This window comes from Maribacter algarum (ex Zhang et al. 2020) (genome assembly GCF_005885635.1).
GTDB lineage: Bacteria > Bacteroidota > Bacteroidia > Flavobacteriales > Flavobacteriaceae > Maribacter_C > Maribacter_C algarum.
The window spans coordinates 476,086-489,622 of sequence record NZ_VATY01000002.1 but is presented as its reverse complement, the minus strand read 5'-3'; the positions used below and the strand labels follow the sequence as shown (position 1 = coordinate 489,622).

The 13,537-nt window shown below is 37.9% G+C and carries 12 protein-coding genes; 7 read left to right on the top strand and 5 right to left on the bottom strand.

Annotation, left to right across the window (positions count from 1 at the left end):
- Nucleotides 1-86 precede the first annotated feature (86 nt).
- Nucleotides 87-2,222: a S9 family peptidase gene (locus tag FEE95_RS11015; RefSeq protein WP_138657997.1), complete on the bottom strand. Its 2,136-nt coding sequence runs from the start codon at nt 2,220-2,222 to the stop codon at nt 87-89.
- Nucleotides 2,223-2,284: 62 nt separating this feature from the next.
- Here FEE95_RS11015 and FEE95_RS11010 point away from each other — a divergent pair, with 62 nt between their 5' ends.
- Entirely contained in the window at nt 2,285-2,611 is a 327-nt protein-coding gene (locus FEE95_RS11010) for a YbaB/EbfC family nucleoid-associated protein (protein ID WP_138657996.1), read from the top strand.
- Nucleotides 2,612-2,727: 116 nt separating this feature from the next.
- A complete protein-coding gene (locus FEE95_RS11005) occupies nt 2,728-3,180 on the top strand; it encodes a thioredoxin family protein (protein WP_138657995.1) in 453 nt (150 codons plus the stop codon).
- Between the two features lie 82 nt (nt 3,181-3,262).
- Here the strand turns inward: FEE95_RS11005 and FEE95_RS11000 are convergent, their stop codons facing one another.
- Complete coding sequence (locus tag FEE95_RS11000) at nt 3,263-4,363, bottom strand: OmpA family protein (RefSeq protein WP_138657994.1); 1,101 nt, start codon at nt 4,361-4,363, stop codon at nt 3,263-3,265.
- Nucleotides 4,364-4,626: 263 nt separating this feature from the next.
- Between FEE95_RS11000 and FEE95_RS10995 the strand changes: the two genes are divergently transcribed.
- Complete coding sequence (locus FEE95_RS10995) at nt 4,627-4,899, top strand: YegP family protein (protein ID WP_171037031.1); 273 nt, start codon at nt 4,627-4,629, stop codon at nt 4,897-4,899.
- Here FEE95_RS10995 and FEE95_RS10990 read toward each other — a convergent pair whose 3' ends face one another.
- Both FEE95_RS10990 and FEE95_RS10985 read right to left on the bottom strand, forming a co-directional pair.
- Complete coding sequence (locus FEE95_RS10990; protein ID WP_138657992.1) at nt 4,900-5,922, bottom strand: threonine aldolase family protein; 1,023 nt, start codon at nt 5,920-5,922, stop codon at nt 4,900-4,902. It lies immediately after the preceding gene.
- A gap of 83 nt (nt 5,923-6,005) precedes the next feature.
- Nucleotides 6,006-8,408 carry a zinc-dependent metalloprotease gene (locus tag FEE95_RS10985; RefSeq protein WP_138657991.1) on the bottom strand — a complete coding sequence of 801 codons (2,403 nt, stop codon included), beginning with the start codon at nt 8,406-8,408 and terminating at the stop codon, nt 6,006-6,008.
- A 96-nt stretch (nt 8,409-8,504) separates the two neighbouring features.
- On the opposite strand from FEE95_RS10985, the gene prfB reads away from it, so the two are divergent.
- The 4 genes from prfB (at nt 8,505) to FEE95_RS10965 (ending at nt 13,163) form a co-directional block, all read left to right on the top strand.
- Nucleotides 8,505-9,606, top strand: a protein-coding gene (prfB, locus tag FEE95_RS10980; RefSeq protein WP_138657990.1) for a peptide chain release factor 2 whose coding sequence is annotated in 2 segments (ribosomal slippage) — nt 8,505-8,570 and nt 8,572-9,606 — 1,101 coding nt in all. Because the reading frame shifts where the segments join, the coding sequence is not laid out codon by codon here.
- A 117-nt stretch (nt 9,607-9,723) separates the two neighbouring features.
- Nucleotides 9,724-10,065 (top strand): arsenate reductase (glutaredoxin), encoded by a 342-nt coding sequence (gene arsC, locus FEE95_RS10975; protein ID WP_138657989.1) that lies wholly within the window; start codon nt 9,724-9,726, stop codon nt 10,063-10,065.
- Nucleotides 10,066-10,189: 124 nt separating this feature from the next.
- Complete coding sequence (locus FEE95_RS10970; protein WP_138657988.1) at nt 10,190-10,717, top strand: hypothetical protein; 528 nt, start codon at nt 10,190-10,192, stop codon at nt 10,715-10,717.
- 1 nt (nt 10,718) lies between these two features.
- On the top strand, nt 10,719-13,163 hold the full coding sequence (locus tag FEE95_RS10965) for a TonB-dependent receptor (protein ID WP_138657987.1): 2,445 nt from the start codon (nt 10,719-10,721) through the stop codon (nt 13,161-13,163).
- A 76-nt stretch (nt 13,164-13,239) separates the two neighbouring features.
- On the opposite strand, the gene FEE95_RS22130 is transcribed toward FEE95_RS10965, so the two are convergent.
- Entirely contained in the window at nt 13,240-13,413 is a 174-nt protein-coding gene (locus FEE95_RS22130; RefSeq protein ID WP_171037030.1) for a hypothetical protein, read from the bottom strand.
- Between the last annotated feature and the right edge of the window lie 124 nt (nt 13,414-13,537).

Genomic DNA, 13,537 nt, shown 5'->3' with positions numbered 1-13,537 from the left:
TGGCATCTAGGTTGGAATCTCACAAATGATTTGGTTTATATGAAATTCGGGTACAAAATTAGCATTTTTTTTCAAATGCTACCTTTTCACTCTACTTTACCTTCTAAATCAAGGATAAAAGCATATTCCTTTGCCACCTCTTTAAGCGACTCGTAACGACCGGAAGCACCCCCGTGTCCAGCATCCATATTGATATCAAACAATAGTATGTTATCATCTGTTTTTAGTTCCCGAAGCTTTGCCACCCATTTTGCCGGCTCAAAATACTGAACCTGAGAATCATGTAAGCCCGTCGTGACTAACATATTAGGATACGCCTTAGCCTCAACTTGATCATAGGGCGAATACGATTTCATGTAATCGTAATATTCCTTTTCGTTTGGATTGCCCCATTCGTCATACTCCCCTGTTGTAAGTGGAATAGAATCATCTAACATCGTGGTAACCACATCTACAAAGGGTACAGAAGCTACAATCCCATTATACAATTCAGGAGCCATATTTATAATTGCTCCCATTAGAAGTCCGCCAGCAGAACCTCCCATTGCATATAAATGTTCAGGACTTGTATATCCTTCAGAAATTAAAAATTTAGAACAATCCACAAAATCATTGAAGGTATTTTTCTTTTTCAGGAGTTTACCATCCTCATACCAGGGTCTCCCCAGATACTGTCCTCCTCGAATATGAGCCAAGGCAAATACAAATCCTCGGTCTAGTAAACTCAACCGAACAGTAGAGAAATACGGGTCAATTGTTGCGCCATACGAACCATAGGCGTATTGTAGAATCGGGGTATTTCTATCTAATAACGTGTCCTTATGAAAGACCATTGACATAGGTACTTTCACACCATCTCTCGCGATAGCCCATATGCGCTTTTCTATATAGTTTTGCTTGTCGAACTTTCCTCCTAAGACCTCCTGCTCTTTCTTTATCTCCTTGACTTTGGTTGACATGTTGAAATCAATAATCGAACTTGGCGTTCCCATCGAATTATAACGATAACGAAGTATTTCTGTATCAAAATCAGGATTGGTACTGACATTTGCCGTATAAGTTTCATTATCAAAGGGTAAATAATAACTGTCCGAGCCGTCCCATCTTACGATTTTAATCTCGTTGAGTCCATTTTTACGCTCTGATAGCACGTAATACCCTTTGAAGATATCCATGCCTTCAAGCAGCACATTTGTTCTATGGTGAATAAATTCTTGCCAATTTTCGGCAGAAGTATCACCGCCCTCGGCAACTTTCATCAGTTTGAAATTGGTCGCCCCGTCTTTATTCGTCAGAATATAAAAGTCCTTATCGTAGTGTGAAATCCCATATTCAAGACCACGCGTTCTTGCTGAGAAAACTTTGAATTCCCCATCTGGGTCACTTGCTTTTAAGGTCCTGAATTCAGTAGTTAAGGTACTATAGGAAGCAATAATGATGTATTTTTTAGATTTCGATTTATATACATAAGCACCAAACGTTTCATCCTCCTCATTATAAACCAATGTGTCTTCAGAAGCTCCAAGTTTATGTTTGAATATTTTATCTGAACGAAGCGTTACATCATCTTGTTTGCTATAAAAAATGCTTTTATTATCATCCGCCCAAACAGAGTTTCCAGCAGTATTCTCTACCCTATCGACTAAAATTTCACCTGTCTTTAAATTTTTGATTTGCAGCGTGTATTTCCTTCTAGATACCGTATCCACTGAAAAAGCGGCCAATGAATTATCAGGACTTATCGAAAAACTAGACAAGTTGAAGTAATCATGCCCCTTAGCTAACAAGTTACAATCAAAAAGAATCTCTTCCTTGGCTTCAAGACTTTCTTTTTTTCTGGAATATATGGGATATTCTTTTCCTAATTCATAACGCGTGATATACCAATATCCATTTTGCTTGTAAGGCACTGATGAATCGTCTTCCTTAATCCGAGACTTCATTTCTTCAAACAAAGAAGTTTGAAACTTCTTGGTATGCTCTGTCATCTCAGCACAATACGCATTCTCCTTTTCTAGGTGAGAGATAACCGCTTGGTCTTCCCTATCATTCATCCAGTAATAGTCATCTACCCTTAAATCATCATGTTTGACCAACTCCGTAGGTATTTTCTTTGCAACTGGAGCTTCAGCTTTACTCATATCTTTATTCTGGTTTTGACAAGAAACCGCAAAAGTAAGACATCCTAAAAGAACACTACTGAATTTATCTGTCTGTAACATTAATAAGCGTTTATTCGTACAATTTGTTAATTTTACCTAATACTAACAGTTAAAAGAATATTATGTTCGGAGATATGATGGGTATGATGGGGAAATTGAAGGAAACCCAACAGAAAGTGGAAGCAACCAAAAAACGCCTTAACACGGTAAGCTTGGAAGAAACTTCACCTGAAGGACTTGTCAAGGTAGTTATAACCGCCAACCGTGCTGTTAAAGAAATTCAGATTGATGAAATTCTGTTGAATGATAAAGAGCAACTAGAGGACTATTTGATACTTACTATCAATAAGGCAATTGAGAAAGCAACTCAAGTCAACGAAACTGAACTCTCTGCCGTTGCCAAAGAAGGTATGCCTAATATACCAGGCATGGATAACTTATTCAAATAGATTGATATTGTTAAATGTTATACTAAAGAATAAAAAGCTTTCGTTAGCATAGCATACGAAGAATAACTTTCACATGAATTTGGCAAGCTAATTGCTATCTTTATAAAAAACCAAAGATGAAACACCTACTCTTATTTTTGATTTTACCTTTTTTTGTTTCTGCGCAAGCGGATAAAGTTAATGTAGCTGATAGTCAATGGCTAACCAATTACGACACCGCAATTGAAACTGCCATAAAAAATGATAAAAACGTTCTGGTATACTTTACGGGTAGTGATTGGTGTCCACCTTGTAAAATGCTGAAAAAAGATTTGTTTGAATCAGCAGAGTTTTTATCACTGGCAGATAAGTATGTCCTTTTGTATATAGACATACCGATGAATAGAGATATTCTTACTCCAGAGCAATTACAGCATAATAAAGATCTTTCTTCAAAACTAAATAAAAAAGGTTCCGTTCCCCTAGTGAAAATTTTGGATAAAAAAGGAAAAGAATTAGATATGTACTCCGGATATAGTATGAATGGCGAAACGAGCTATCATTTAAATCTTATCAAAAAGTACCAATAGTTGTAAATTTCTACTGAAAATAAAAAAGGGCTTTCCAATTGGAAAGCCCTTTTTTTTAGGTTGGTTGTTTACGGGTAATAAATTAGTTATTTATTAATCTAAACTCAGTTCTTCTATTAACGGCATGTTCTCTTTCGGTACAAGAAACACCCTCTTTACATCTGTTTTTAGTCTTAGTTTCTCCATAGCCGTTCGCAACCAGTAAACTGGAGTTAACACCCTTCGAAATCAAGTAATCGGCAACAGCCTTAGCTCTTCTTTCCGAAAGGTCCTTATTGTTCGCTGCGGAACCCCTTACATCGGTATGGGAAGCCAATTCAACTTTCACGCCAGGATTCTGATCCAATACTGGCATCAATCGGGTATCGATAATGTTTTTCGCCGCACTGGTTAAGGTAGCACTGCCCAAATTCCAACTGATGGGTAAAGCTTGGTACTCCACCAATGAACACTCCACTTCTTTCCAAGTTGTCAAACCACCTTTCTCCTTTAATACTTCCTTGGTAACAGTTTTTGTTACCGCTGGCACGGTTTCTTCAGTGGTGTAAGCATCTTTGTCCAGTACGGTCTTCGTGATTGTCTTGTATTCTGCAGGAATAATCTCTTCAACAACTCTAGCCGGCTCCAAAAGAACACGCTTTGTATATGAGGCGTTTTTCGAACCTATTGCGGTCTTGCTTACAGAAGCATCGCTAGCAAGTGTTGTAGTCTCGATAGTGGTAAATTCAGCTGGATACCCTTTGTAACACCAGTATCTACAATCATCGGGATTTCCCGATGCACAGTCCGGAGCCGAAGCACCTAATTCCCATTGGGCATAAGCGGGCTTTGTCTCGATAGTTTCAGATCCAGTCCCAAATTTTGCAGGTGTAATACGCAAGGTGTTGCCACCTTCTTTAGAAACATAGGAAACAGTTTCAGTTCCCCACTTTTCAGGTATAACCGTTAATTTTTTTCCAGCAGCTTTAACCTCTACCTGTTCAGTAACAGTTTTGAAAGTTGCAGGTACCGTCTTCAATACCTTGTATGCCGGTTTAACAGTCAATGTCATAGTTTCATTGACGTAAACGTCAGGAGTAGTACAGCGCACATAGCACTTACCAGGCTCAGGGTTCGTTGGTAAATCCTGCGCCATTGTAATCGATGCAGTCATTACTGCAAATAAAAATAAAACTTTTTTCATGGTTTTGTCAGTGTTTAAATTATTAAAAAAGTTATCGCTAATGTATGTTTTTTTAACGAATTATTAAGAATTTACTGATGGTAATATATGTAGTTCATCGAATAAGGCATTTATTTTATAAACCCTGACTGCATTATTGTTAAAAAATATACTTTTAACTTACCATTATGACAATAATTTAATATTCTAATTATCATTGTAATACTTTAATTGACAAAATGATAGAAATACAAAAAAATAAAGAAAAAACCTACATATTTTATTTGAAAACAATAACAGGCAACACCTTACTTAGTAGTGTTAATTATGCGGATAAAGCAAAAGTTGAGGAAGTCGTTCAAGATTTGAAAAATAGTAAGGTCCGGAAGATTTCTTTTGAAAGAAAGACTAATCACAGCGGGAATTTTCTTTTTAGCTTAAAATATAGGAAGGGTGGACTTATCGGAAACAGTGAGCTCTATCAATCTGAAGCGGGTATGGAAAACGGAATCAAAAATCTTATTCGGCGTATCAACTCTTTGTCTGAAGAAAATTAATTACAGCTTTCTTAGAATTCCCAATAAATTTTCATGCATTTCACTCGTATAATCCAAATGCGTAACTATTCGAAGTTTACCTTGTCCCATTCCTATGATATGAATATTTTTCTCTTTTAGCGTTTCCACAAAAGCTTCGCTACCCATTTTATTCTCATCGATTTCAAAAATGATGATATTCGTTTCTATCGGTTCCACTTTTTTTATAAAAGTCAAACTCTCAAGTACAAGGCCTATTTCTTTTGCTTTCCTATGGTCCTCGGCCAAGCGCTCTACTTGATAATCTAAAGCATAAGTAGCAGCAGCCGCTAAAAATCCCGCTTGTCGCATGCCACCACCAAATACTTTTCGAATACGCAGCGCTTTTTTAATATCCGATTCGCTTCCTACCAGCACTGAACCTACAGGACAACCCAGGCCTTTACTCAAACAAATACTAATCGTATCAAATAAATCACCATACTGTCCGGCAGTCTCATTCTTAGCGACTAAGGCATTCCAAAGTCTTGCACCATCCAAATGATAGGCTAGATTATGTTTATCGCAAACGGATTTTATGCGTTTTAGTTCCTCAAAATCCCAGCACGCTCCACCACCTTTGTTCGCTGTGTTTTCAATACAAACCAACGTAGTTAAAGGGCTATGGTAAAAATCAGGTGGGTTGATTGCTGCTTCAATCTGTTCTGCAGTCATCATGCCGCGATGGCCATCTACCAACTTGCACGACACTCCGCTATTAAAGCTTACTCCTCCCCCTTCATAATTATACACATGAGCATATTTATCACAAATCAATTGATCTCCAGGATTAGTATGAAGCTTGATTGCGGCTTGATTCGTCATCGTTCCTGATGGAAAAAACAAAGCTGCTTCTTTATGAAATAACTTCGCGACCTTTTCTTCCAAAGCATTTACAGAAGGATCTGCTTTAAAAACATCATCACCCACTTCTGCCGACATCATCGCATCAAGCATTCCAGCTGTGGGTTTGGTTACGGTGTCGCTAATTAGGTTTATTTCCATATCAAAATTCAAATACAAAAATCAAATTCAAATACAATTTGTCATAGTCCTGAATTTCATTTTTGAGTTTGTGTTTTTTTTCATTAGTGAAAACAGCTCATTCCAATGGGTGAACCATCTGGAAGCTTAGGGGTCGGAATCACTTCAAACTTTTCAGGAGCTTTCGTAAATGCATTTATCCGTCTCAACATTTCCATCTTGTTGGCATTACCCAAGTCTCCAAGATTATCTAGAGATAGCTTTCTAAGAGCAGCATTTGCAATAGCATTAACCTGAGGATGAACACTCTTATGAGCCGCCAAATTCATTAAATGAAACAAAACTCGAAAATTGATATTTTGCTGTACCTCATTTAAATAGGAATCTTTATTTGCTCTTTGAATTGTGCTTTTTACAACACTATTCAAAACTTCTTCAAGTCCCAAATTTTTGGAATCAATAGATTTTTGCTGAATCAACCTGCTTGCTCTTTCAGGATGCAACAACAATCCTAGCGTCATTTCTGCTGCCGTTTCAGCTGCGGAAAGTGCATCAAAAGAAACTCCTGTCTTACTATTAATGGATTCTCTTGTTCTTCCATACCCAAAAGCTCTTGGCGGGAATAGACTTAGTTTTTCTTTAGGAATAGCAACTACCGAAGCATCCAAAGTCTTAAGTATACTCTTCAACGCTTTTTCCTGCATCGCTTTGTCTGCTATTCGAACCGTTTCTTGTCCATCGTCTTTTATTGCATAATTATATTCTAAACCTCCAATAACTTTAGCAACAGCTTCAGTTTGATATCTATGAAAAAAGTAAAGAGGAACAAATACATCCTCTAAAACTGTATTGGGTTGACCTGTAGGAATATTATCAATTGAAAAGTTGTCGATTGCAGTTTTACGAACATTCAGCATCGCATCTAATTCTTCACTAACACTTTTTCCGTTATCCCATAAATGTGCCAAAACGTGTGCGCTTCCTTGCGGACGTGCATCTTGGTCCGTAATAAATCGTAATCCATCCGCAGCTGACTTTTCTAAAATCTTATTTAGACCTTCCTTTTCGTTTGCTCCAGCAGGAAATGTTTCATAGGAATAGGCAACAGAAACCTTATCCCAATCTCCGATTCCGACGGCATATGCATTTGAAAAATCAATTGCACCATCTTTTACCGAGAATTGCGGATGAGGATAATCCATCACGGAAGCCTTATTGGTCGTGCTAGCGGCATAGTTATGGGCAAAGCCCAAGGTATGTCCGATTTCGTGTGCCGAAAGTTGACGAATACGTGCTATCGCCATTTCTAGCATCGGTTGATGATTGTCGTCGCGTTCAGCATAGGGTTTATTCATTAATGCCTGAGCAATTAAGAAGTCTTGCCGAATACGTAGACTTCCCAGACTCACATGACCTTTCATAATCTCACCTGTTCTTGGATCAGTTACACTTGCGCCATAGCTCCATCCACGTGTGGAACGGTGTACCCATTGAATTACATTGTAGCGCACATCTAACGGATCGGCATCATCGGGCAGAATCTTTACTTGAAAGGCATCTTTGTACCCGATTGCTTCGAAAGCTTGGTTCCACCATCTTCCACCTTCCAATAAAGCAGAACGGACGGGTTCAGGTGTTCCGTTATCCAAATAATAAATAATAGGCTCCACGGCTTCACTAACCGCGGCAGTCGGGTCTTTTTTCTCCAAACGATGTCTTCGGATAAAACGTTTTAAAATTGGGGATTCAACTGGAGTAGCATAGTCGTAATACATAAAAGGAGATGCTCCTGACCGCGGATCGAACTCACGTTGTTTATATCCATTATCAGGTAATTCGATAAACGAATTATGTTGTGCCACCGTTACCAACTTGGCGTTTGGCGTTACCGAGCGAATATTTCTTCCTTCAGGATTACCAGCAAAAGTTAAAGTGATATCGAACTCAATATTCTTTGGAAAGGCCTTTGTGCGTCCCAAAGCCATAGCACTTTTCGTTTTATCTAGCTTATACGAACCTTGTTTATTCCGTTTTAGCCGGCCAACAACACCATGGGTATCTTGCATTAAGAAATCGGTGATGTCAATAATATACTTCCCTCCCTTTTCCTCCTCTATTTTAAATCCGCCTAAAATAGATTTTGCAAAGGCTTGCTCAACTGATTTCTTCTCCAAAGCATTATCCGTCAAAGCCCTAAAAGTCATATTTGGTTGTACAAGCAACAACTTGTTTCCCGCTTTCTTGAAAAAGACCACTTGCGTGCTTCCTAATTGTCCCCTGTCCAAACCAATATCGTTACTACCGATACCACTGCTCAAAGAAGAAACATATAGAAACTCCTTTTCCAAATCAGCCACTTCCAAATAAATCTTATCCGTTTTTTCATCATATTGGAAATTGAAAAGTCCATTAAATTTTTGAAAATCCTTGCTCTTTTCTGCAAACTGAGCACTTATTAGCGTTGTGGCGAAAACAAATAGAAATGTTAGGCGTAGATAGTTTTTCATAACGGTAGTATCTTCTAGAATTAGTCAGCACTAAATTTAGATAAATTTGATTGCACAACAAGAGTTAAAGCCTATTTTTGCCGAAAAGGAATTAGAATGACAATTACTACGGACCACTACAAAGGTCTTTTAGATCGCCTTGGCGCGTTAAGGAGGTATCTTTGACATTGATGCGAAACTTATTGAAATAGAAAACGAGCAGGAAAAAACCTTGGCTCCTAATTTCTGGGACAACCCCCAAGAAGCACAAGCACATATGAAGTTCATTCAATCCAAAAAACAATGGGTTGATGACTACAATGCTGCAAAATCCCTAGTTGGAGACCTTGAGGTACTAATAGTATTTCAACATGAGGGTGAAGTTTCTGAAGAAGAAGTTCAGGTTCAGTACGAGAAAACCGTGGACCATCTTGAAAAATTGGAATTTAAAAACATGCTTTCTGAAGAGGGTGATGAGCTCCCGGCTGTTCTTCAAATTACTGCTGGTGCCGGTGGTACAGAAAGTTGTGATTGGGCTGCCATGCTCATGCGTATGTATATGATGTGGGCGGAAAAAAATAAATACAAAGTAAAAGAACTCAATTACCAAGAGGGCGATGTTGCGGGAATTAAAACAGTAACCTTAGAAATCGATGGTGATTTTGCCTTTGGATGGCTTAAAGGTGAAAACGGCGTACATCGTTTAGTTCGAATATCTCCTTTTGATAGTAATGCTAAAAGGCATACTTCTTTTGTTTCGGTGTATGTGTATCCCTTGGTCGATGATAGTATCGAGGTAGATGTGAATCCAGCGGATATCACTATAACCACAGCACGTTCTAGTGGTGCAGGGGGGCAGAATGTAAATAAGGTAGAAACCAAGGTACAATTGGTACACCACCCTACTGGTATCCAGATCTCTTGCTCGGACTCCCGAAGTCAACATGACAACAGAGCTACCGCGATGAAAATGCTAAAATCTCAACTGTATGAAATCGAACTACGAAAGAAGATGGAGGCCCGTCAGGAGATTGAGTCCTCAAAAATGAAAATTGAATGGGGTTCACAGATTCGAAATTATGTCATGCATCCGTATAAATTGGTGAAAGATGTGCGTACCTCAGAAGAAACCGGAAATGTTGACGCAGTTATGGATGGGGATATAGACCGATTTTTGAAAGCTTATTTGATGGCAATGGGACAGAAGGATGAGGATTAACAAAGCGCTCTAAGTTAGATGGTAGTTCCTATGTAGGTAATCTAATCTCATCATTCCGATTTATTAAAGCTTTATTTACCAATATATAAATCCAAACAAAAACACAAACAGAAAATCATGATTAAAATATATCACAACCCTAGATGCGGAAAGTCGCGTGAGGGATTGAAAATTGTAGAAGAATCTAAAAAGGATTTTGAAATAATCAAATATTTGGAAAACCTACCCACAAAAGAAGAACTAGGATCAATAATCAACCTATTAGGAATAAATTCGGAAGATTTGCTTAGAAAAAATGAAGCAATTTGGAAAGAAAACTATCGTGGGAAGTCACTTTCAAATGATGAGATTTTAGATGCAATGCTAGCACATCCAAAATTAATAGAACGACCAATAGTCGTAAATGGTAGCAAAGCAATTATTGGTCGTCCTCCAGAAAAAATTAAATCCATTCTATAAATTCATAATTATCTATTCATTTTCAGAGATTTGGTACATTTGTTGCTTCTTTGTTTTAACAAATATTTAACCAATCTCGGTTAAACCTTCGTCTAATTTTGAAATCAACATAAAGTTCAATCCTATGAAAAGCCATATCAAACATTTAATCGTACTATTTATCCTTTTGTTAGGAGTATCAGAAATACAAGCACAATATGGCTATGGCGGAGGTGGTTACGGCTACGGCGGTTATGGTGGACGAGGAATGTATGGTCGAGGTAGAACCGCAATTCCTCAGGCAGGGCCTTCAACACCCAAAGCACCAGAACCTAAGACAGCAGCGGAAATAGTAGATGGTGAAATGCCCGCAATTGCAGAAACTCTAGGACTAGACGAATTTGAAAAAGCCGTTTTAAGCACAACTTTGAAAAAATATGTTCAAGAGCGTATTGAGTTACAGATTTTAAAGCTTCCTGCGGACAAAATGCGTGAAGCCTATGAAAAAATAACTGTGCGGCAGGATGAAGAACTAAAAGCTGGGCTTCCTCTCGAAAAGTATGAAGCTTTTGTTCAAATGCAGAAAGATGGTGTTGCTAAGATGCAGAAGGAGATGAAAAAGGAAGAAAAGCGCAGAAATAAGAAGAAGAAAAAGAAGAAATCCAAAGAATAATATGAAGAAACTCCTAGCCTTTAGCATTTTTATTTTTGTATTTACAACTTACGCACAAAGACCACAAGGCAGAGGAGGACAAAGACCAAATCCGATCGTAATTTCCGGGACCGTTCTAGACCAGGAAACCAACGAACCCTTAGAATATGCTACTTTGGTATTACAAAGTCTTCGCGATACCACAAAAATAACAGGGGGTATTACTAACGCAGAGGGAAAATTTTCCGTTGAAACTATGCCGGGGCGTTACAATGTACGCGTTGAATATATTTCCTTTACTTCATATAAGTTGAAAGCACAAATTTTTCGTACCTCTACAGATTTAGGAATTATAAAACTTGCCCCAGATGTGGCCCAGTTAGAAGGCGTCGAAGTAATTGCCGAAAAAACGACAGTAGAAATCCGTTTAGATAAAAAAATATACAATGTCGGAAAAGACCTCACCGTAAGTGGTGGAACCGTAAGTGATGTGCTTGATAACGTTCCTTCCGTCTCAGTTGACGTTGAGGGTAACGTTCAGCTTAGGGGAAATGATGACGTCAGAATTTTGATTGATGGCAAACCCTCGGCAATTACTGGGTTGAATTCGACTGAGGCACTTCAACAACTACCAGCTGAATCTATTGAAAAGGTAGAAGTAATCACTTCGCCATCTGCTCGTTATGATGCTGAAGGTTCAGGTGGAATCATCAATATCATATTACGTAGAAGCAAGCTTAGTGGTATTAACGGAGCGCTAACCGCAAATCTTGGAAATCCAACCCGGTACGGTTTGAATGGTAACCTGAATTATCGTACCGGCGATGTAAACATTTTTACCAACACGGGCTATAACTATAGACTAGGACCTGGGAATCGGTTTAATAATACCAACTTCTTTGATCAAAATGGTGATTTCACCAATAGTATAACAGAAGTTGGCGAAAGTGAAAGATTGAGAAAAGGAATTAATGCCAATTTCGGTATCGAATGGTATGTAAATGAAACTTCATCCATAACGCAAAGTATTTTTATCAGAAGTTCTGATAACTCTAGCGAAACGACCAATGATTTTTCGCAACAAGATATTGATTTAAATCGCACCAGTGGCTTTCGGTTCGATGCTGAAACCGAAGATGATAACACCTTTCAATATTCTTTCAATTACGACAAGAAATTCAACGATTCAGGCCATAAGCTCACCTATGCTTTTCAGTATGAAACCAGTGAAGAGGTGGAAGCATCACTTATTCAGCAAAATGGTTTTGATAGCGAAACAGTAAGAACCGCTGAAGACCAAAGGCGGGTATTCATGCAAACAGATTATGTTCTGCCTATTGGTGAGAACCATCAATTTGAAATGGGATACAGAGGTGACTTCAATAGATTAGAAACTGATTATGATGTTGCTTTTATTCAACCAACTATTGATGAACTAGGCATCACTAATCCAAGTAATGTCTTAGATTTCAAAGAAACCATCAATGCGGTTTATGCCCAATTTGGCAGCAAAATCAAAAAGTTCAATTACCTTGCAGGATTGCGATATGAGGCTACAAGGTTGATAATAAATCAAATCGAAAGCAATGATTTCGCCAGAAATAATTTTGATGGATTCTTTCCTACCTTGAATCTGAACTATGAATTTACAGAAAAGCAAAGCATATCATTCGGTTATAATAGAAGACTGCGAAGACCGAGATCGTTTTTTTTAAACCCATTTCCATCAAGATCGAGCCCCACAAATCTCTTTCAAGGAAACCCAAAGTTGACCCCTTCTTTTAGCAATCAAGTTGATTTCGGATACCTTAACCGATTTGAAAAGGTTACCCTAAACACTTCTATTTATTTTCAGAGGGCAACGGACGTAATTACTTTTATCACCGAGGATACTGGTGAAGACACATTTTTTGATGGTCAACAAGTTAGCATTTTGAGAAGAACCCCTGTAAACCTGTCTAAGAATGATAGATATGGATTTGAGTTTACAACGAGCTATCGACCCAATAAAAATTGGAACGTAAATGCCAATTTCAATATGTTTAATCTCATTACTAGAGGTGATTTTAATGGACAAAATTTTGATGCAGAAAATGTGAGTTGGTTTATTCGTTTAAATAATAAAATAACTTTGTTTAACAGTATTGATTGGCAAACCCGTTTCTTTTATCGCGGACCAAGGGAAACTGCTCAGTCAAGAAGTAAAGGAATAGCATCTGTGAGTCTAGCATTCAGCAAAGATTTATTAAAGGAAAAAGCTTCTATTGCGCTAAATGTTTCGGACCTTTTTAATAGCCGAAAGTTTATCAGTGAAACCTTTACTCCTTTTTTCCAAAACGAAAGCGAGTCTCAAAGACGGGTTCGTAGTGTCAATTTATCCTTCACGTATCGTTTCAATCAAAAGAAGAAGCGTGGTGGAGATCGTCGTGGAGGTGGTGATGAAGGAGAATTTGAGGAACAAGGATAAATTTGGTTCGCAGTCACAAAATACTGATTACCGATAATTAAAAAGCCGTTTGAAAATTCAGACGGCTTTTTAATTTCTATGCATTTCGCGCGGCTCTTTTCTTATCACGCTTTTCTTTTAAAAGTTCTCTAATGTTTCCGACTAGCCAGTAAGGCACCACAAAGGTCAACAAAAAAATCATTAACCAAAATCCTATGGTAAGTATGGTTAAGAATGCTAAAAATCCTAAATACTGGTCGAATTCGAACATGAATATCAATTTTATAATACAAAGATACTTTGAAAAGAATACATACTGCAAATCAAAATCGAAAAAATTAGCGATTTATTTTATTCCCAACAGGAAATAAAATTGCAAACCGCTAACTTTGTAA